Annotated in this window: 16 protein-coding genes; 7 read left to right on the top strand and 9 right to left on the bottom strand. The window is 75.5% G+C overall.

Going from position 1 to position 19,883, the window contains the following annotated elements:
- The coding region (locus tag ACFPBZ_RS03200) for a LuxR C-terminal-related transcriptional regulator (RefSeq protein ID WP_378034550.1) at positions 1-1,377 on the top strand (1,377 nt) is incomplete at its 5' end.
- Between the two features lie 35 nt (positions 1,378-1,412).
- Here ACFPBZ_RS03200 and ACFPBZ_RS03195 read toward each other — a convergent pair.
- The 6 genes from ACFPBZ_RS03195 to ACFPBZ_RS03170 all read right to left on the bottom strand — a co-directional run bounded on the left by ACFPBZ_RS03195 (position 1,413) and on the right by ACFPBZ_RS03170 (position 8,481).
- Entirely contained in the window at positions 1,413-3,788 is a 2,376-nt protein-coding gene (locus ACFPBZ_RS03195) for a xanthine dehydrogenase family protein molybdopterin-binding subunit (protein WP_378034549.1), read from the bottom strand.
- A 90-nt stretch (positions 3,789-3,878) separates the two neighbouring features.
- Entirely contained in the window at positions 3,879-4,637 is a 759-nt protein-coding gene (locus tag ACFPBZ_RS03190) for an SIR2 family NAD-dependent protein deacylase (protein WP_378034548.1), read from the bottom strand.
- A gap of 13 nt (positions 4,638-4,650) precedes the next feature.
- The gene (locus ACFPBZ_RS03185) at positions 4,651-5,325 is read right to left on the bottom strand and encodes an alpha/beta fold hydrolase (protein ID WP_378034547.1); all 675 of its coding nucleotides are present in this window, start codon (positions 5,323-5,325) and stop codon (positions 4,651-4,653) included.
- Between the two features lie 36 nt (positions 5,326-5,361).
- Positions 5,362-5,493 (bottom strand): aldo/keto reductase, encoded by a 132-nt coding sequence (locus tag ACFPBZ_RS03180; protein ID WP_378034546.1) that lies wholly within the window; start codon positions 5,491-5,493, stop codon positions 5,362-5,364.
- A gap of 169 nt (positions 5,494-5,662) precedes the next feature.
- Positions 5,663-7,123 (bottom strand): dihydroorotase, encoded by a 1,461-nt coding sequence (locus ACFPBZ_RS03175; RefSeq protein ID WP_378034545.1) that lies wholly within the window; start codon positions 7,121-7,123, stop codon positions 5,663-5,665.
- Positions 7,120-8,481 carry an FAD-dependent oxidoreductase gene (locus ACFPBZ_RS03170; protein ID WP_378034544.1) on the bottom strand — a complete coding sequence of 454 codons (1,362 nt, stop codon included), beginning with the start codon at positions 8,479-8,481 and terminating at the stop codon, positions 7,120-7,122. The genes ACFPBZ_RS03175 and ACFPBZ_RS03170 overlap by 4 nt, the downstream gene beginning before the upstream one ends.
- A 212-nt stretch (positions 8,482-8,693) precedes the next feature.
- Between ACFPBZ_RS03170 and ACFPBZ_RS03165 the strand changes: the two genes are divergently transcribed.
- The 6 genes from ACFPBZ_RS03165 to ACFPBZ_RS03140 all read left to right on the top strand — a co-directional run bounded on the left by ACFPBZ_RS03165 (position 8,694) and on the right by ACFPBZ_RS03140 (position 15,143).
- Positions 8,694-9,503 carry an IclR family transcriptional regulator gene (locus ACFPBZ_RS03165; RefSeq protein ID WP_378034543.1) on the top strand — a complete coding sequence of 270 codons (810 nt, stop codon included), beginning with the start codon at positions 8,694-8,696 and terminating at the stop codon, positions 9,501-9,503.
- Entirely contained in the window at positions 9,500-10,720 is a 1,221-nt protein-coding gene (locus ACFPBZ_RS03160; RefSeq protein WP_378034542.1) for a CaiB/BaiF CoA transferase family protein, read from the top strand. Before ACFPBZ_RS03165 ends, ACFPBZ_RS03160 begins: the two co-directional genes overlap by 4 nt.
- Positions 10,717-11,532 carry an HpcH/HpaI aldolase/citrate lyase family protein gene (locus ACFPBZ_RS03155; RefSeq protein WP_378034541.1) on the top strand — a complete coding sequence of 272 codons (816 nt, stop codon included), beginning with the start codon at positions 10,717-10,719 and terminating at the stop codon, positions 11,530-11,532. The genes ACFPBZ_RS03160 and ACFPBZ_RS03155 overlap by 4 nt, the downstream gene beginning before the upstream one ends.
- On the top strand, positions 11,529-12,350 hold the full coding sequence (locus tag ACFPBZ_RS03150; RefSeq protein ID WP_378034540.1) for a cyclase family protein: 822 nt from the start codon (positions 11,529-11,531) through the stop codon (positions 12,348-12,350). Before ACFPBZ_RS03155 ends, ACFPBZ_RS03150 begins: the two co-directional genes overlap by 4 nt.
- Positions 12,347-13,768: an MmgE/PrpD family protein gene (locus tag ACFPBZ_RS03145; protein WP_378034539.1), complete on the top strand. Its 1,422-nt coding sequence runs from the start codon at positions 12,347-12,349 to the stop codon at positions 13,766-13,768. The genes ACFPBZ_RS03150 and ACFPBZ_RS03145 overlap by 4 nt, the downstream gene beginning before the upstream one ends.
- A 91-nt stretch (positions 13,769-13,859) precedes the next feature.
- Positions 13,860-15,143, top strand: a complete 1,284-nt coding sequence (locus ACFPBZ_RS03140; protein ID WP_378034538.1) for an MFS transporter — start codon at positions 13,860-13,862, stop codon at positions 15,141-15,143.
- A 32-nt stretch (positions 15,144-15,175) separates the two neighbouring features.
- Here ACFPBZ_RS03140 and ACFPBZ_RS03135 read toward each other — a convergent pair whose 3' ends face one another.
- The 3 genes from ACFPBZ_RS03135 to ACFPBZ_RS03125 all read right to left on the bottom strand — a co-directional run bounded on the left by ACFPBZ_RS03135 (position 15,176) and on the right by ACFPBZ_RS03125 (position 19,865).
- Positions 15,176-16,246 carry an HAD-IA family hydrolase gene (locus ACFPBZ_RS03135; protein WP_378034537.1) on the bottom strand — a complete coding sequence of 357 codons (1,071 nt, stop codon included), beginning with the start codon at positions 16,244-16,246 and terminating at the stop codon, positions 15,176-15,178.
- Between the two features lie 185 nt (positions 16,247-16,431).
- Complete coding sequence (locus ACFPBZ_RS03130; protein ID WP_378034536.1) at positions 16,432-17,991, bottom strand: dynamin family protein; 1,560 nt, start codon at positions 17,989-17,991, stop codon at positions 16,432-16,434.
- Positions 17,988-19,865 (bottom strand): dynamin family protein, encoded by a 1,878-nt coding sequence (locus tag ACFPBZ_RS03125; protein ID WP_378034535.1) that lies wholly within the window; start codon positions 19,863-19,865, stop codon positions 17,988-17,990. The genes ACFPBZ_RS03130 and ACFPBZ_RS03125 overlap by 4 nt, the downstream gene beginning before the upstream one ends.
- Positions 19,866-19,883: the final 18 nt, after the last annotated feature.

Below are 19,883 nucleotides of genomic sequence, written 5' to 3'. Positions count from 1 at the left end.
GCGGCGGTGCTGCCCCAGCGCGGCCTGCTCGCCCGGGCCGCCGAGGTGCACCGCTGGCTCGCCCGGCAGGGCGGCGGCGGACTCGACGCCACCGCCGCCCTGCTCGCCCTCGACGAGTTCGACGAGGCCCGCGCGGCCGGCGTGTCCGCCACCGGCGGGCTGCCGGGGCTGCGCGACTCGGCCGCGGCGCTCGTCGCGCAGGGTCTGCTCGCCTCGGTCGACGGGGCGGCCGGCACCGCACTCTCGCTGCTGGTCCGCGCCGCGACCGCCCTCGCCGCCGCCGGCGAGCCGGAGCCCGCGGGCGACTCCCCCGCCGCGCTCGGCGCGCTGCTCGCCCTGCACCGCGGGGAGCCCGAGCTCGCCGACCCGCTGCTCGACCTCGCCGTCGACGCCGACCTCGGCGGCCCCGCCCTGCGCCGCCGCCACCTCCTGCTGCGCGCGTTCTCGGCGATGATGCGCGACGACGAGCAGGCCGCCCGGGCCGCACTCGCCGCCGCCCAGGCGCTCCCCGGCGCGCTCGAGCCCCGCGACGAGCTCGTCGCCGTGGCCGGCGAGGTCGCCCTGGCCCGTCGCGCCGGCGACACCCGCCGGCTGCTCGAGCTGTGGGCGCGCGCCCGGCAGGCCCTGCTGCGCCACCCCGTCGACCTCTACTGCCTCCTGCCCGTCGGCGAGCTCGCCGTCGCCGCGGCCCGCCTCGGCGAGGGCCGCTGGGTGGAGCCGCACCTCGCCGAGGCCACGTCGCTCCTCGCCTCGCTGGGCGACCCGGCCTCGTGGGGCACCTCCTGGCACTGGGCCGGGCTGCACGCGGCCATCACCGCCGAGGACCCCGACGCCGCCGCCGCGCACGCCGCCGCACTCGACGCGGCCGCCGCCGTCAACGACCGCGCCGTCGCCCCCGCCCACGCCGCCCGCGTCTGGCTCGCGGTGCTCGACGGGCGCATCGACGTCGACCTCATGCTCGACGCCGCCTCCGCCCTGCGCGCCGTCGGGCTCGCCTGGGACGGCGCCCGCCTCGCGGGCGAGGCCGCCATCCGCACCACCGACCGCGCCGACAGCGCCACCCTGCTCGCCTGCGCCCGCACCCTCCAGGCCGCCCGCACCCCGGTCGCCCCGGCGCCGGTCCCCGTTCCCGACGACGCCGCCCGGGCAACCGCGACGACGGTCGCCCGCCGCTCCGCCGCCGGCCTCACCGAGCGGGAGCACGACATCGCCGAGCTCGTGCTCGAGGGGCTCACCTACCGCGAGATCGCGTCCCGCCTCTTCCTCTCGACCAAGACCGTCGAGCACCACGTGTCCCGCATCCGCCGCCGGCTCGGCTCGGAGAGCCGCGCGGAGCTGTTCAGCGAACTCAAGGTGCTGGTCGCCTGTGAGCACTGATCCGTGCCTGGACACGGATTAGTGCGCACGAGTTACTACACATCGACGGACGCCGCCTCCGGGTCCTTCGACCCACCGCGGACCGGCAGCGAGGCGAACACCGCCGGGGGCTCCGACCATGGGTCGGCGAGCGTCCCGGCCTCGGCGTCGCGTACGGCCCGCCAGACGCGGTCGGGCGTGAGCGGCATGTCGAGGTGGCGGACGCCGAGGTGGGCGAGGGCGTCGACGACCGCGTTCTGCACCGCCGGGGTCGACCCGATCGTCGCGGCCTCGCCGATGCCCTTGGCGCCCAGCGGGTTGTACGGGGTGGGCGTCTCGGTCGACGCCGCCTCGAACATCGGCAGCTCGGCCGCGCTCGGCAGGAGGTAGTCGGCGAACGAGCCGGTCACCGGGTTGCCGTCCTCGTCGTAGGAGAAGCCCTCCCACAGCGCCTGCGAGATGCCCTGGACCAGGCCCCCGTGCTGCTGGCCCGCGACGAGCGTCGGGTTGAGCACGCGCCCGCAGTCGTCGACCGCGACGTGGCGGACCGGGGTCACGCGGCCGGTGTCGAGGTCGACCTCGACCACGCTGACGTGCGCGCCGAAGGGGTAGGTCGCGCCGGGCTGGGACTCGTCGCGGGCCTCCGCGAGCTCCACCCCCTGCTCGTGGGCGGCGGAGGCCACCTCGGTCCACGTCAGCGACCGCCCGGGCACGCCGGCGATCCCGAGCGTCCCGTCGTCGGTGACCACCACGTCGTTGGGCGAGGCCTCCAGCACCGACGCGACGACCTCGCGGGCGCGGTCGAGGACGGTGTCGGCGGCGACGAGGACGCTGGAGCCCGCGAGCTGCAGCGACCGCGAGCCGCCGGTGCCCCCGCCGCGGGGGACGGCCGCGGTGTCGGACTGGACGAAGCGGATGCGGTCCATCGGGATGCCGAGCCGGTCGGCGACGATCATCGCGAACGACGTCGCGTGCCCCTGCCCGTGCCCGGAGGTGCCGACGGCGATCGTCGCGCCGCCGTCGTCGTCGACGGTGACCTTCCCGTACTCCTGGGCGGCCCCGCCGGCGGTGACCTCGACGTAGACCGCGAGGCCGATCCCGAGCAGCACCCGGTCGCCGCGCTCGCGACGACGGGCCTGCTCGGCCCGCAGCTCGTCGTACCCGGACAGGCGCAGGGCCTCGTCGAGCGAGTGCTCGTAGTCCCCGGAGTCGTAGAGCGATCCGGTGACCGTGGTCAGCGGGAACTCGTCGGGCTGCAGGAAGTTCTGCCGGCGCAGCGCGGCCGGGTCCTTCCCGAGCTCCACCGCGGCCATGTCGACGAGTCGCTCGAGCATCGCCGCGGCCTCGGGCCGGCCGGCGCCGCGGAAGGCGCCCATCGGCGTCGTCGTGGTGAGCGCGGAGGCGGCGCCGTAGGAGATCGTCGGGATGCGGTAGACGCCCTGGGCCATGTTGCGCGTGGGCCCGAGGGCGAGCGCGCCGCCGAAGCCCGCGTACGCGCCGGCGTCGCCGACCACGCGGGCGCGGAGCCCGACGATGGTCCCGTCGCGGCGCAGCCCGAGCTCGCCGTACTGCACCTGGCCGCGCCCGTGGGGCATCGCGGTGAGGTTCTCGCTGCGGGTCTCGGTCCAGGTCACGGGCCGGCCGAGGCGGCGCGCGGCCTCGATCACCACGGCGTGCTCCGGGGCGAGCCCGGCCTTGCCGCCGAAGCCGCCGCCGACGTGCGGGGCGACGACGTGCACGCGCTCGGGGTCCCAGCCCCACTGCTTCGCGACCTGGTCGCGCAGCCCGTGGGGCATCTGGGTGGAGACCTGGACGGTGATGTCGTGGGTGTCGTCGCCGGGCAGCGCGGTGACCGCGTTGCCCTCCATCGGGGCGACCGCGAGGCGCTGGTTGACGATGCGGGCGCGCACCACGACGTCGGCGCCGTCGAGGGGCGTCACCTCGTCGCCGTCGCGCATCCCCGCCGCGAGGTTGGAGCCGAGCTCCTCGAACTGCAGCGGGGCGCCGTCGGCGAGGGCGGCCTCGGCGTCGACCACCGGCTCGAGCGGGTCGTAGTCGACCTCGACGAGCTCGGCGGCGTCGACCGCCTCGGCCGTCGTCGTCGCGATGACGGCCGCGACCATGTCCCCGACGAAGCGCACCTTCCCGCGGGCGAGCAGCGGGCGCGCGCAGGCGTCGTTGAGGACCATGAAGGGGCGGTGGTCGGGCAGGTCGGCGAGGTCGTCGCTCGTCAGGACGGCGACGACGCCGGGTGCCTCGCGGGCCTTCGCGACGTCCACCGACTCCAGCCGGGCGTGGGCCATCGGCGAGCGGACGAACACCACGTGCAGCGCCCCAAGCGGGACGATGTTGTCGACGTAGGTGCCGCGGCCCCGGATCAGCTCCGGGTCCTCGAGGCGGCGGACGGCAGTTCCGAGAATCGATCCTGGCACGCGTCAGACGCTACGACTTCGAGCGCGCTCGAAGGCAAGAGGTGGCGAAGCCTCGTGAGCACTAATCCGTGTCCGGGCACGGATTACTGCTCACGAGCGGAGCACCTCGGGAAGCACCTCGGAGATGCCGCCGCGGAGGACGACGGCGGCGACCCGGTCGTAGGGCGTGGGCTCGGCGTTCACGATGATCACGTCGGCGCCCACCATCGAGGCGATGTCGACGAGCCCGGCGGCCGGGTGCACGCCGAGCGAGGTGCCGATGGCGAGGAAGAGGTCGCAGCCCAGGGCCGCCTCGCGCGCCCGGGTCAGCACGTCGACGTCGAGCATCTCGCCGAACATGATCGTCGTGGCCTTGAGGATCCCGCCGCAGTGCACGCACCGCGGGTCGTCCTCGCCGGCCCGCACGCGGTCGCGTGCCTCGGCCATCGGCGAGACCTCACCGCAGCTCATGCAGACCGTGCCGTGGTTGCTCCCGTGCAGCTCGGCGACCAGCTCCCGCGACGAGCCCGCCCGCTGGTGCAGCTCGTCGATGTTCTGGGTGAGCAGAGCGAGGAGCTTGCCCGACCGCTCGAGCTCGACGAGCGCCTCATGGGCCCGGCCCGGGACCGCGGCGAACATCGGGTGGTCGAGGCGCTCCCGCCACGCCTCGCGCCGGACCTCGGGGTCGTCGCGGTAGTTGTCGACGTTCCAGATCAGCTCGGCCTTCGGGTTCTTGGTCCACACCCCCTCGGGACCCCGGAAGTCGGGGATGCCGGAGTCGGTGGACACGCCCGCGCCGGTCAGCACGGTGATGCGCTGCGCGGCGGCGATCAGCTCGCGCGCCCGCTCGACGTCGTCGGAGGAGGACACGGCGTCCACGGTGTCACGCGAGCAGGGCCCGGGCGACCTCCCCCGGGTGCGACAGCGCGGCCAGGTGCCCGCCCGGGACCACCTCCGCCTCCACCCCGAGCCGCTCCCGGGCGAGGCGCTGCACGAACGGGAGCGGGAAGAAGCGGTCGTCGCGCCCGGCCAGCACCCGGGTCGGCACGTCCGGCCAGGCCCGTAGCGGGAACTCGGCGTCGAACACCGCGGCCGACTGTCCCCGCTCCTCCAGGGCCAGCAGCTCGGCGAGCACGTCGGGCGGCAGGTCGTGGAAGAACGCGACGTGCGGGTCGAAGCCGGGGCCCGGCAGGATCGCGGCCGGGTCGAGCCCCCTGGCCGTCGCCGCCTCCTCGACCGCGCCCGCGTGCCCGGTGCGCTCCCACCACGAGCCGGCGGTGTCGCCCGGGGCCGGGACCATCGGCGCCAGCAGCACCACGGCCCTCGTCGGGAACCTCTCGGCGACCAGCGCGACCGTGAAGGCGCCCATCGACTGCCCGACGAGCACCGCGGGCTCGTCGGGAAGGACCTCGGCGACGGCGGCGACGTAGTCGTTGAAGTCCGCCGCGTCGGGCGGGAGGTCGACGGCGACGGCGTCTCCCAGCAGCGGGACCACCCGGTCGAAGTAGCGGCCGTCGCCACCGGCACCGGGCACGAGGACGAGGGGTGCCGGTGGCATGTGAGCACTATTCCGTGTCTGAACACGGATTAGTGCTCACAGGGCGTCAGCCACCTCGTCGAGCGAGACCTGGCTCGCCGCGACGTTCTCCTCGAGGTGGGCGATCGAGCGGGTGCCCGGGATGAGCAGGGCCTGCGGCGACTGCGCGAGTACCCAGGCCAGGCCCACGCTCGCTGCGGGCCGGGATCGACCCCGACGACGTCGTGACCCTGATGGTCGGGGTCTTCGTCGCCGTCGGGGACTCCGGTAACCGGGCGCGCATTGCACGGTTGCTGGATCTCGTGGTGTGCGCTGCGCGCCCGTGAGCACTATTCCGTGTCCAGGCACGGAGTAGTGCTCACATGGCCGTAGGCCTCCTCAGGTACCGACCCGCCGGCTCACCGACCACGGCGCCGTCGGCGTAGACGGTCCGGCCGCGCAGGAACGTCCGGGTGACCGTCGAGCCGATCTCCAGCCCGCGGAACGGCGTGTACTCCTGGGTCGACTCCGAGTCGGCCGGGTCGACCGTCCACGAGGTGTCGGGGTCGATCAGCGCGACGTCGGCGTCGAACCCGGGCGCGATGTCGCCCTTGGTGCCCAGCCCGAAGCGGCGGGCCGGGTTGGTGGAGGTGAGCTCCGCGATCCGCGGCAGCGCGAGCCCGCGCTTGAGCCCCTCCCCCACGAGCCCGGGCAGCAGGTACTCGGCGCCCCCGAAGCCCGACTTGGCGGCGAACACGTCCTCGTGGTCGTCGCCGAACTTCGTCGCCTCCTTGCAGCAGGCGTGGTCGGAGACCACCCACGAGACGTCGCCCGCCAGCACGTGGCGCCACAGCGCCTCGACGTCCTCGCGCGGGCGCAGCGGCGGGTTGACCTTGCCGCCGACCCCGTCGGCGGTGTGGACGTCGGCGAGCAGGTGCCCGACCGTGACCTCGCGGCGGAAGTCGACGTGCGGGAACGTCCCGGCCATCAGCATCGCGGCATCGAGGGCCTTGGCCGACGACAGGTGGAGCAGGTTGATCGTCGGCAGCCCGGTCTCGTGCGCGAGGTACGACGCGATCGTCACGGCCAGGCCCTCGGAGTGCGGCGGCCGCGACGCGCTGTAGGCCTCGAGCCCGGTGAGCCGGCCCTCCTGCTCGACGATCTTCGTGTACGCCGTCATGATCTCGGCGGTCTCGCAGTGCAGCGACAGCGAGATCCGGTCGGCGATGTCGGGGCGCTGCTCGCGGACCCGCTGGATGCCGCGCATGACGAACTCGAAGTGGGCGATGTCGTAGCGCTCGCCCTCGGGGATCATGAGGAAGTCGTTCTGCGAGTTCGAGCGCCCGTGCAGCCCGTGGCTCCCGTAGAACATGAAGATCTTGAACGACGTGACGCCGTGCTCGTCGACCAGCATCGGGATCTCGTCGATGTGCGCGGCCTGCATCGGGGCGAGGTGGAAGCCGTAGTCGACGTGCGAGCGGCCCTCGGCGGCGGCGAGCACCTCGGGGAAGAAGTCGGCGTACGCGCCGCCCTTGTTCAGGTAGTACTGCCCGGTGCGCATGTAGGTCAGCGACGTGGTGACCCCGCCCTGCGCGCACGCCCGGCTCTCGGTCGCCGTGTCGTCGGAGAGCGGGTTGTAGATGCCCCAGTGCTGGTGGGCGTCGACGACGCCGGGGAACGCGAGCTGCCCGCGCCCGTCGTGCACCTCGCCGGCGTCGGTGCCGAGGTCGGGCCCGACCTCGGTGATCCGGCCGTCGTCGACCGCGATGTCGGCGAGCGGGGTGTCGTCGGTGCCGGGGCGGACGACCCGGACGTTGCGGATGATCAGGTCGTGGGTCATGCGGGGACCTTCCGGACGAGGTGGTCGGCGGCCCGGTAGGCCAGGCCGAGGGCGGGGAGCAGGCCGTTGCCCGCGAGGTAGCCGGCGGCGCCGTGACCGGACATCCCGACCGCGGCACCCCCGGAGGCGTAGAGACCGGCGAGGGGTCGGCCGGCGGCGTCGAGGACCCGGGCGTCCTCGTCGACGGCGAGGCCGCCCTGGGTGTGGAACAGCGCGGGGACGATCTCGACCGCGACGTACGGCGGCTCGAGCGCCCGGGCGACGAAGCGGCGGCCCACGCGGTCGACGGCCGCCTCCCCGCGCGCCACCGCGGCCGCGTCGGCGAGCTCGGCACCCAGTACGGCGGCGTCGACCCCGATCCGCTCGGCCAGGCCGTCGACGGTGTCGGCCCACCGCAGCGCCCCGGCCTCGGCGACGTCGCGGTAGTCGACGAAGCCCTGGGTGGCGGCGTCGATGGTCGCGTCGAACACCACCCAGCCCCGCGCGCCGGGCCGGGCGGCGAGCATCGCGGCGTACTCGGAGTAGCCGACGGTCTCGTCGCCGAAGCGGCGGCCGTCGGCGTCCACGACCACCGCCCCGCCCATCACGGTCGTCCAGGTGACGAGCGTGCGCGCGGCGGCCGAGAGCCCGGCATGGCCCTGGTAGGCGTCGAGGGTCGAGCTCGCCGCCCCGAGCGCGCCGCCGAGGCGCAGCGCGTCGCCGGTCGCGTACTCGCTGCCGTGGTAGGCGGCGTCCGCGATCTCGGGCAGGTGCTTCCCGACGAGGCCCGGGTCGGCGCCGTAGCCGCTGGTGGCGAGCAGGACGGCGCGGGCGGTGAGCTCCTCGGCGCTGCCGTCGGGGCGGGCGAGGGTGGCGCGCCAGCCGGCATCGTCGGGACGGGGCTCCAGCGCGGTGAGCCGGGCCGGGACCAGCAGGTCGACCCGCGACTCCGCCGCCTCGAGCAGGCCACCCAGCAGCGACGAGCCGTGGTGGCCCGGGACGGTGTGGCAGCGGCGCACGGAGTGGCCCGGGTAGTCGACGTCGGCGAGGGAGATCGGGAGCCCCACCGAGTCGGCGAGCCACTCGACCAGCTCCGCGCCGACCCGGGCGAGGGTGCCGGCGACGGCCGGGTCGGCGGTGCCGTGGGTCTTCGCGTCGACGTCGGCGAGGAAGCGCTCCGGGGAGTCCTCGACGCCCGCGGCGCGCTGGAAGCGGCTCCCGGGGCCCGGGATCATCGCCGTCGACATCGCGGTGTTGTTGCCTCGCCGGAAGGCCGGGTTCGCGTCGGCGACCACCACGGTGAGCCCCTGCTCGGCCGCGCGCAGCGCCCCGGCGAGCCCGCCGCCGGCTCCGGCGACGAGGAGGTCCACGTCCGCCATGTCTCCGTACTCCGTTCCGCTGAAAGAAACGACCCGCCGTGCGCGGGGCGCTCATGACAGCAGCGCCGGGCGCCCCGCGCAAGGGAGCGAATGGCACTTCCGCTGCCCTAGAAGCAGCGGGAGTGCCGTTCGCTCCACCCGGAGCGCTTGACGGACGGCCCGCCGATCGTCAGGGTTCGTTTCCGTCAGCGGGACGATGTGGGGAGGCGCCGGTGAGCGAGGCGAGTGGCGGGACGGAGGGCACGTCGCGGGTCGCGGACGTGCTGCTGCTGTTCGTCGACGGCCCCTCGACGCTGGGGGTCTCCCGGATCTCCCGCGAGCTCGGGCTCTCGAAGGCCGTCGTCCACCGGATCCTGGTCTCGCTCGCCGGTCGCGGCCTCGTCGCCGTCGACCCCGCGACCCGCGAGTACCGGCTCGGCCCCGCGGCGGCCGCGATCGGGGCGCGGGCGCTGCGCGAGTCCGACCTGCGGGTCGCCGCGCTCCCCCTGCTGCGCGAGCTGCGCGACGAGACCCACGAGACCGTCACGCTCTCCACCCCGGTCCCGCACGGCCGGGTCTACCTCGACCAGGTCGTCGGCACCCACGAGATCAAGATGACCGTGGAGCTCGGCCGCCGGTTCCCGCTGCACGCCGGGAGCTCGGGCAAGTGCATGCTCGCCTACCTCGACGACTCCCAGCGCGAGCAGGTGCTCGACGCCGGGCTGGCCCCGCTGACCGAGAACACCCCGGTCGACGCCGACGCCCTGCGGCGCGAGCTCGACCGCATCGTCGAGCGCCGCTACGCCGCCTCGGCGGGCGAGCGCCAGGCCGACGCGGGGTCGGTCGCGGCCGCCGTCTTCGGGGTCTCCGGCGAGGTCCTCGGCGCGATCTCGGTCTGCGGCCCGCGCTACCGCGTCACCGACGAGTTCGTCGCCGCCATCGCGCCCCGCGTGATCGCGGTGGCCGACCGCATCTCCCTCCGCCTCGGCGCCGCCCCGCGCCGCCCGTCCGCCGCGCGAGCGGCAGAGAGGACGGCTCGATGACGAGCCCCGTTCCCGACGATCCGACCGCCCACCCCGGCGGCGCCCTCGCCGGCCTCAAGGTCCTCGACGTCGCGACCCTGTTCGCGGGGCCGCTGGCCGCGACCATGCTCGGCGACCAGGGCGCCGAGGTGATCAAGATCGAGCACCCGCGCGGCGACCCGTCGCGCACCCACGGCGCGCAGCGCGACGGGGTCGGGCTCTGGTGGAAGATGCTCGGCCGCAACAAGAAGTCGGTCACGCTGGTGCTCTCGACCCCCGAGGGCCGGGAGCTCTTCCGCGAGCTCGCCGCGGACGCCGACGTGGTCATCGAGAACTTCCGGCCCGGCACGCTCGAGCGCTGGGGCCTCGGGCCCGACGTGCTGCGCGAGCGCAACCCGGGCCTGGTCCTCGCCCGCGTCACCGGCTTCGGCCAGACCGGGCCCTACGCCGGGCGGCCCGGCTTCGGCACGCTCGCCGAGGCGATGAGCGGGTTCGCCGCGATCACCGGCGAGGCCGACGGTCCCCCGACCCTGCCGCCCTTCGGCCTGGCCGACGGCGTCGCCGCCCTGACCACGGCGTTCGCGGTCATGACGGCGCTGCGCGCCCGGGAGTCGACCGGCCGCGGCCAGGACGTCGACATGGCGATCATCGAGCCGCTGCTCACCCTGCTCGGGCCGCAGGTCATCGCCTACGACCAGCTCGGCGAGCTGCAGCCGCGCACCGGCAACCGCTCCTCGAACAACGCGCCGCGCAACACCTACCAGTGCTCCGACGGCCGCTGGGTCGCCGTCTCGACGAGCGCCCAGTCGATCGCCGAGCGCGTCATGCGCCTCGTCGGGCGCCCCGAGCTGATCGACGAGCCCTGGTTCGCCACCGGCTCCACCCGCGCGCAGCACGCCGACGAGCTCGACGCGGCGGTGGGCGACTGGATCGCCCGGCGCGACCGCGACGAGGTGGTGGAGGCCTTCGAGAAGGCCGAGGCCGCGGTCGCCCCGATCTACACCGCCGCCGACGTCGTCGCGGACCCGCAGTACGCGGCGCTGGAGTCGATCGTGACCGTCGAGGACGACGAGCTCGGCCCGGTCCGGTTCCAGAACGTCCCGTTCCGGCTCTCCGGGACCCCCGGCCGCGTCCGCACCTCGGGCCCGCCGCTGGGCGCGCACACCGCGGAGGTCCTCGGCCGCCTCGGGGTCGACGCGGCCCGCCTGGCCGAGCTGCGCGCGAGCGGGGCGGTATGACGGGCGGGGCGGGCGGGGTCGGCGAGGCCCGCAGCTGGCTCTACGTCCCCGGCCACCGCCCCGACCTCGTCGCGAAGGCGCTCGCGGGACCGGCCGACGCGGTCGTCGTCGACCTGGAGGACGCCGTGCCGGCCGCCGCCAAGGCGACCGCGCGGGACGTCGTCGGGACCCTGGCCGCGGACGGGCCGCTGTGGGCGCGGATGAATCCCGACGACGAGGCCGATGCCGACGCGCTGGCCTGCGCGGCGGTCGACGGGGTCCGGGTGCCGAAGGCGACCGACCCCGGGGCCGTCGCGCGGCTGGCCGACCGGATCGGCAAGCCGCTGCACCTGCTGCTGGAGTCGGCGCTCGGGGTGGAGCGGGCGTTCGCGCTCGCGACCGCCCACCCGCTGGTGGTGATGCTCTCCCTGGGCGAGTCCGACCTCGCCGCCGACCTGCGCGTCACCGACCGCGGGGCCCTGGAGTGGGCGCGCCAGCGGGTGGTCGTCGCGAGCAGGGCCGCCGGGCTCGCCTCCCCGGTCGCTCCGGTGTGGACCGACCTGCCCGACCTCGACGGGCTCGCCGCCGACTCGACCCGCGCCCGCGACCGCGGCTTCTGGGGCCGCTCGGTGATCCACCCCCGCCAGATCCCGGTGGTGCACGAGGCCTTCCGCGTGACCACCGACGAGCTCGCCCGCGCCCGTGCCCTGCTCGACGCCACCGGGTCCGACGGCGAGAGCGCCTACCGCGACGCCGACGGGCGCTTCGTCGACCCCGCCGTCGTCGCCGGCGCCCGCGCCGTCCTCGACCGCCACCGTGAGGAGACCCCGTGACCACCCCCGGAACCCGCGCCCTGCTCGACGCCGTCGCCGGCGGGCTGCGGACGATCGAGCTCGGCCAGCCGCTGTTCACCGGCATGCCGTGCTCGCCGAACCACCCCGGCTTCCGCATGACCCTGATCCGCCGCCACGGCGACATGACCCGGCCCGACGGCGGGTCGGCGTCCAACGAGATCCTCGTGACCGGCGGCCACGTCGGGACCCACGTCGACGCGCTCGCCCACGTCAGCCACGAGGGCTGCCTGCACGGCGGGATCGACGCCTTCGAGGCCCAGGCCGGCGGGGTGCACTCCGAGCACGGCGCCGAGAAGATCCCGCCGATGATCACCCGCGGGGTGCTGCTCGACGTCGCCGCGGCCCACGGCGTGGACGTCCTCGAGCCCGGGACCGCCGTGACCGCGGCCGACCTCGCGGAGGCCGCGAAGCGGGCGGGCGCCGAGCCCGGCCCCGGCGACGTCGCCCTGGTCCGGACCGGCTGGGCGCGGCACTTCGACGACGCCGCCCGCTACCTCGGGCAGGCCGACGGCGTGCCCGGGGTCGACGAGGACGGCGCCCGCTGGCTCGCCGAGCGCGGGGTGGTCGCCGCCGGCTCGGACACCACGGCCTTCGAGCGCATCCCGCCCGGCGCCGGCCACCGGGTGCTGCCGGTGCACCGGATCCTGCTGGTCGAGCACGGCATCCACATCGTCGAGCACCTCGCCCTCGAGGACGCCTCCGCGGCGGGCCTGGGCGAGTTCCTGTTCGTCATGGCCCCGCTGCGCATCGTCGGCGGCACCGGCTCCCCGGTCCGCCCGGTGGCGGTGGTGGCGTGAGGACCCCCGCCCAGCAGGTCGCCGACCTCGCCGTCCGGGTGCGCGACGAGGGCCTCGACGACCGCCTGCGCGACGACCTCGCCGCCCGCACCGTCGACCTGCTCGGCAACTGCCTCGCGGCCCGCACGGAGGAGCCCGCCCGCATCGTCTCGGCCGTCGTCGCCGAGTGGGGCGGCACGGGGGCCGCGACCTCCTTCGCCACCGGCGACCTCCTCCCGGCCCCGTCGGCCGCGCTGGTCAACGGCACGCTCGCGCACTCGCTCGACTTCGACGACACCCACCTGCCCTCGGTCCTGCACCCGTCGGCGGCCGTGCTGCCGGCCGCCCTGGCCGCGGCCGAGGCCGTCGGCGCGAGCGGGCCCGCCTACCTCGACGCGGCCACGCTCGGGGTCGAGCTGACCTGCCGGCTGGGGATGGCGGGCTACGACGAGGACGCGAGCACCTCGGTGTTCTTCGAGTGGGGCCAGCACGCCACCGCGATCTGCGGGGCGGTCGGCGCGGCGCTGGCGGCCGGGGTGCTGCGGGGGCTCGACGCCGACGGGCTCACCTCCGCGATCGGGATCGCCGCCAGTATGGGCAGCGGGATCATCGAGGCCAACCGGACCGGCGGCACCGTCAAGCGGGTGCACTGCGGCTGGGCCGCGCACGCCGGGGTCGCGGCCGCCGACCTCGCGCGCCACGGCCTCACCGGCCCCCCGACGGTGCTCGAGGGCGGCTTCGGCTTCCTGCGCGCCTTCTGCGGCGACCGCGCCCGCCCGGAGGCCGTGACCGAGAGGCTCGGCGAGCACTGGGAGACCCCCGGGGTGTTCGTGAAGCCCTACCCCTGCAACCACTTCACCCACGCGGGCGTCGACGCCGCCCTCGCCCTGCGCGACCGAGGGGTCGCCCCCGACGACGTCGAGCGCCTCGTCCTCGGCGTCCCCCGCCCCGTCCTGCGGACGATCGCCGAGCCGCGGGAGGAGAAGACCCACCCGCGCTCGGGGTACCACGCGGCGTTCAGCGGGCCCTACACCGTCGCCGCGGCGCTGTGCGGCGACCGGGAGGGGCTCGGCGTCTTCCACTGCGACTTCACCGACGCCGCGGCCGCCGACCCGGCCCGCCTCGCCGTGGCGGCGCGCGTCGAGGTCGTTCCCGACGACGAGGCCACCGCCGGTTTCCCCCGCGCGTTCCCCGCCGTGCTGACCGCCCACCTGCGCGACGGACGCGTGCTCACCGAACGGGTCACCGACAACCGCGGCGGACCCGTCCGCCCGCTCTCCCCGGCCGAGCACGGTACGAAGTTCGCGGGCAACGCCGCCCGCTCGCTCGACGCGGCAGCGGCCGAGGATCTGACCGCCGCGGTGTGGGATCTGCGCGGCGGGACGAATCCGTCGCGCGTGGCAGAACTGTTCCGTTCCCATGAGCGGAACGATTCTTGACCCGCATGACGACGTCTTGACATTCTCGCGCATCGCGTTCCGCACGATGTTTCTCCCGGCGGAACGCCTCTCTCAGGAGCAGGTGGAGCACATGCCGACCCGATTCCGGTGGGTGACGATCTCGGTGGTCGTCGCGCTCATCGTCATCAACTACATCGACCGCAGCGCGATCTCCTACGCGGTCACCCCGTTCAAGACCGAATTCGGGATCACCGACGCGCAGTACGGCGTGGTGTCGAGCGCGTTCTCGATCGGCTACGCCGTCTTCGCGTTCCTCTCCGGTCCGCTCGTCGACCGGTTCGGGGCCCGCAAGGTGCTCATCACCGCGGTGCTGGGCTTCTCCCTCGCCACCGCTCTCGTGCCGCTGGCGGGCGGCTTCGTCGGGCTGCTGCTCATCCGCATCGTCCTCGGCGCCACCGAGGCCCCCGCCTTCCCGGCGGCCAGCCGTACCGCGAGCCGGTGGCTGCCGCGCGCCGAGCGCGGGTTCGCGCTCGCCCTCATCGGCGGCGTCGCGGTGTCGGGCTCCCTGCTCGTCGCCGGCCCGCTGCTCACCAACCTCATCGCCGGGGTCGGCTGGCGCGGCATGTTCTGGATCATCGGCGGGCTGGGCGTCCTCTGGGCCCTGCTGGCCGTCGCCCTGCTGCGCAACTCCCCCGACGACGCCTCGCAGGTCAACGACGCCGAGCGCGCCCACATCGCCGCGGGCCAGGACGCCGGCGAGGCGGAGAGCACCTCCGGGCCGACCGACTGGCGGGCCCTGCTCACCAACCGGAATCTCTGGATCTGCGCGATCGGCTACTTCTCGTGGGGGTTCATGTTCTGGGGGTTCATGTATTGGCTGCCCCAGTACCTCTCGACCTCGTTCGGCCTGTCGATCAAGGCCGTCGGCGCGTTCGCGGTCGCGCCCTGGGCCGCGGGCATCGTCGGGGCCCTGGCCGGCGGGTTCCTCGTCGACCGGGTCTACCGCCGCACCCACAGCATCCGCAGCCGCTACACGATCATGGGGACCGCGCTGCTCCTCTCGGGTGCGTCCCTGGTCCCGGTGTTCCTCGACCCGACCCTCACCGTCGCGCTGGTCTCGATCTCCTGCGGCGTCGGGTTCGGCTTCGTCACCGGCGGCATCTGGTGGGTCGCCTCGATCGACGCCGCCCCCACCCAGCCCGCCACCGCGGCCGGGTTCGCCGACGCGGCCTTCGCGATCTCCGGGGTCGTCGCCCCGCTGGTGATGGGCCTGATCGTCGAGAGCACCGGCACCTTCACCAGCGGCTTCGTGACGATGAGCGTGCTCGCCGTGCTCGGCGCGCTGCTGATGCTCTTCGCGACGCGGGAGCCCACGCGGCCCGGCGTCGGGGCAGGTGCGCTGACGCGCTCGTGAGCACTAATCCGTGTCTGGACACGGATTAGTGCTCACGAGCGGAGCACCTCGCGGAGCTCGTCGAGCAGCTCGTCCTGCTCGGGCGTGGTGGGCGGCCGGGACGCGGCGCCGCTCCCGGGCGTGAGCAGCAGGGCGAGGTCGGGGACGCCCTCGTCGGCCACGGCCGCCATCGCCCACCGGCCGAACACCCGCCCCGCGACCGTGCCCTCGCTGATCACCAGCACGCCGTCGTGGCGCGGGTCGTCGTGGATGGTCGCGTAGAGCTCCCGGACCGTGGCCTCCTCGCCCTCGAGGACCTGCACGACCGATTCGTTCCACACCAGCAGCGCCCCGCTGACGCCGAGCCCGGCGTTCTTCGAGCGGGCCTTCGAGTAGATCGCTCCCAGCTCGGCCCGGCTGTTCCGGGCGGACACCCGCAGGCGGCTGCGGTAGACCAGGCGGAAGACCGGGCCGGGCGGATCGGGCTCGACCGTCACGCGCAGGACCTCCAGCTCGCTCCGGACCCGGGGCTCACGGCCCCACCGTAGACCCGCGTCCTCCCCCAGGACCCCGAGCGCCGCCTCCGGCCCGGCCCACACGTGCGCCTCCCACCCGTGGGCCCTGGCCGCCTCGACGTTGGCCGGCTTGTCGTCGAAGAACACGCAGTCGTGCGTCCCGAACACGCGGTCGGCCTCCGCGAAGATCGCCGCGCCGGGCTTGACCAGCCCGACCTCGGCGGAGAACACCATCGCCGCGAACCGCCGCGACCAGGGCGCGGTCCGCACCGTGGCGGCGAGCCCGGCCGGGGCGTTGGAGAGCACGGCGCACCGGCGGTCGCCGAGCGCGTCGAGGAAGGCCAGTGACTCCACCGGCAGCTCGGCCCACTTGGCGACGTCGATCGCGGTCAGCTCTCGGGCGTCGTCGGGGGTCACGACGATGCCGAGCGCCGTCCCGACCGCCGCCCAGTAGGCCTCGTCGGGATCCCCGAGGTCGTAGCCCTCCCGCGGCGGGAAGTACGCCCGCTCGAGCTCGGCCGTCCCCACGCCGAGCCGTGCCGCGAGGGCGTCGAGGACGGCGGTCGAGGACAGCAGCACCCCGCCCAGGTCGAGCACCACGGTCCGCACGACCCGGCACGCTAGCGATCACGGCGGGCCGCGCTCCACTCGGTGATTCCCGACGATGCCCGTCGCGTTGCGGCCCGCACACGGCCGGCGGGGTCGGCTCCGGGCCTCACGACCGTTGCGGCCCGCAACACGGGGACGACGTCGCGTCGACCCGGCCAGCCGTGTGCCTCGCGCAACGCCCGCGCTCAGCCGCGGAGCGCGCCCTCGCACGAGCGCACGACCGCCCGCGCCACCTCGGCCGCCGCCCGAGACGTCAGCGGCGACTCCGCCCGGGTCCGCCACCGGTCGAGGGCCTCGAGCGCCGCGGGCCGGGGGTCGGCGCCGGGCTCGAGGCCGAACCGCTCCGCCACCCCGGGCCCGTCCCCGCCGAGGAGGCGCTCCGCCTCGGGCTGGGTGTCGGCCGGCATCGTCACCTGCCCCTGGCGCAGGGCCGCCAGGAGACGCTGCTCGGTGAACTCGTGGGCACCGGTGAGGACCCGCTCGAGCTCGGCGGCGACCGGGCCGGCGTCGGGTCGCGGGGCCCGGTCGAGCACCAGCTCGACGGCGAGCAGCGCGGAGCGGGCCTTGTGCACGTCGCGGCGCCCGAGCACCCGGGACGCCAGCGCCTCGCGCAGCTCCTCGAGCCCCGACCGCTTCGCGAGCTCCTCGGCCAGCGACGGCGAGTCGACCACCCCGCGCCCGGTCCGGGCGCCGCGGCGCAGCACCGTCGTCGCCGTCCGGATCCCGAACACCCCGAACCGGTCCATCAGCGCCCGGCGGGTCCGCGCGTCGAGCCGGACCCCGTCGGGGTCGGAGGCGAGGGCCTCGGCGACGACCGCCGGGGGCTCCGCGGAGCAGAACCGGTCGGCCGAGAGCAGCAGCGCGTCGACCTCGGCCCGCGGGGCCCGGGCGAGGGCCCGCAGTGCGGTGAACTCGACCTGGCGCAGCGTGCGCGCGGTCTCGGCGAGCAGTCCGTCGACCGCGACCACCGTCTGGCAGAGCGGGCGCAGCGCCGGGTCGACGCGGTAGGCCTCGGCGACCTTCCCGGCCGTCGTCACCGCGTCCAGCCCCCCGCCGCCGATCTCGTCGGCCCGCGAGAGCACGACGACCGTGCCGGAGGCCCCGACCGCACCGAGCCCGCCGCCCCCGCCGCGCGCGAGGTCGGCGAACGCCTCGAGGAACCCGACGTCGGAGCGGTGCGCGTGGCGCATGAGGTAGACGACCGCGTCGGCGCCCGAGGGCCGGTCGTCGGGCGTGACGAAGGCGAGGGTGCGCCGGGAGTTCGTCTCCCGGATCGAGTCGAGCCCGGGGGTGTCGACGAGCGTCGTCTGCGCCAGCCCGCGCGAGGGCCAGTCGACGAGCAACCGCCCCACCCGCGTCGGGTCGACCGAGCGCAGGTCGATGTTCAGGCCGTCGCCGTCCCGCTGGAACGGCACCGGGCCTCGTCGTCCGTCGAGGTCCTCGCGCAGCACCGCTGGCGAGGCGGCGTCGCGGTACCAGGTGACGAGGTGGGTGCACTCCCCCGCGTCGGTCGCGGCGATCCGCTCGCCCACCAGCGCGTTGAGCAGCGTCGACTTCCCCGCCTTGAGCGTGCCGGCCAGGGCGACGCGCAGGGGCTCGTCGAGCCGGGCGCGCGCGTCGTGCAGGACCGACCGGGCCCAGTCGGTCGCCGGGTCGGACGGGCCACTCGCGTAGAGGCGCAGGGCGTTCTCGACGACGCCGCGGGCGGCCCCGACGAGCCCCGAGCTCCTCGGCGGCGCGGTCACGCCCGGACCAGCGGCGCCGACCGCCCCTCGGAGCGCACGGTCTCCCGCAGGCGGCGGGCCCGGGTCGACAGCCCCTCGATCCGCTCCAGCTCCGCCTCGAGGTCGGCGAGCCGGGCCTGGCGCTTCGCGCCGTCGGCCTCGACGGCCTTGGCCGCCTGCGACGTCGCCGCGAGGGAGCGCTCGAGCTCCTCGGCGGTCGTCGTGAAGTGGTCGCGCAGGGTCCGCTGGACCTCGCGGAGCATGTCGCGGGAGTTCTTGCCCGCCTGGAAGATGACGTCGTCGACGTGGCGGCGCACGGCCTGCTTGGCCTCGCCCTGCCGGCGCCGCAGCGCCCGCTTCCGCTCGTCGATCAGGGTCTTCGACCCCAGCAGCAGGCCCGCCCCGACCGAGAACGGGTTGATCAGGGACAGCCCGGCGAGCGTGGTCATCAGCCCGATCATCAGCACCCCCCCGTACGAGCCGCGCATCCCGATCAACGCGGACTGCGAGAACCCGAACTTCTCGTGGTCGGGGGCGGCGAGCATCTTCACCGGGTCGGCGACCATGCCGGTGCCGTCGGGCCCCGCCCCCACCGGCGGCAGGATGCCCTCCCCGTCCTCGGCGAAGTGGGTGGCGACCCGCTCGGAGAGCCAGCGCGTCCGCTCCTCGGCCCACACGACGTTCGTCGAGACGGCCGCCGAGACCTGCTGGTGGAGCCAGGGCCCGAACTGTTCCCAGGTCTTGGCGGGGTCGGTGTCGTCGAGGGCGGCCTCGGCGTCGGTGGTGACGGTGCGCAGGCGGTCGCGCAGGTCGTACTCGATGTCGGAGACGAGGTCCTGGGTGCCGTCGTTGAGGGTCTGCTGCCACCGGGCGGCGCGGTCGCGCAACGCGGCGGCGCGGGCCTTCGAGCGGTCCAGCTGCTCGGCGATGCGCTGGGCGCGGCCGGGGTCGGCGAGGGCGTCGCGCTCGGTGCGGAACCGCGTCGCGACCTGGTCGCAGGCGACGAGCACCTCGTCGGCGGCCATCCGGACCCGCCGGGCCTGGCGACCGGCCGCCACCTCCTCGGTGAGGACCCGCCGCAGCTCGGCGATCCCCGACTCCTCGGTGAGCGCCCGGCCGGTGCCGTCGGCGGGGTCGTCGCGCTCGGCGGCGAGCAGGGCGAGCGAGGCGGAGGTGGGGAGCACCGCGACCCCGCGCATCGGGTCCCCGGCCCGGTCGAGGTGCCCGCGGTCGAGGTCGGCGATGCGCCGCCAGTGCGGGTGCAGGTCGGTCCGGGTCAGCACGACGATCACCGTCGCGCCGACCGCCGCCGCGGTCCGGGCCAGGGCGAGCTCGGGGGCGGTGAGCTCCCGGCCGGCGTCGCAGACCAGCAGCACCGCGTCGGAGCCGGGCAGCTCGGCCATCGTCGAGACCGATGCCGGGGAGGCGAGACCGCCTGCGCCGGGGGTGTCGACGAGCCGCAGCCCCTTGAGCGGCTCCACCGGCAGGGTCACCTCGGCGTGCGACCAGCCGGCGGCGTTGTCCGCGTTGCCCTGCTCGGTGACGTGCTCGGCGAGCTGGGCGGGGCCGATCCCCTGCTGCTCCTGCCCGCCCTCGACGGCGCGGACCAGGGTCACGGCCCGCTGGGCGCCGTGGACGCAGGCCGTCGGCACCGTCGTCGCCCGGTGCGCGTCGGTCGGCAGGGCTCGCCCGCCGAGGACCGCGTTGACCAGCTCGGTCTTGCCCGCCTTGAACTCCCCGACGACGAGCACCCGGGCCCGGTCGTCGGCGACCGCACGACTCAGGACGGCGAGCCGCTTCTCCAGGTCGGGCCGGTCGTAGGCCTTCACCGCCTTGCGGGCGAGCCCGACGAGCTCGGTCAGCTCCCGCGAGGCCGCGTCGTTGCCGGCACTCATGGACGTACCTCCCCCTGA

The sequence above is a fragment of the Actinomycetospora atypica genome, from assembly GCF_042653685.1.
Classification (GTDB): Bacteria; Actinomycetota; Actinomycetes; order Mycobacteriales; family Pseudonocardiaceae; genus Actinomycetospora; species Actinomycetospora atypica.
Note: the sequence above shows the minus strand (reverse complement) of the source record. Positions and strands in the feature narration are given on the sequence as shown.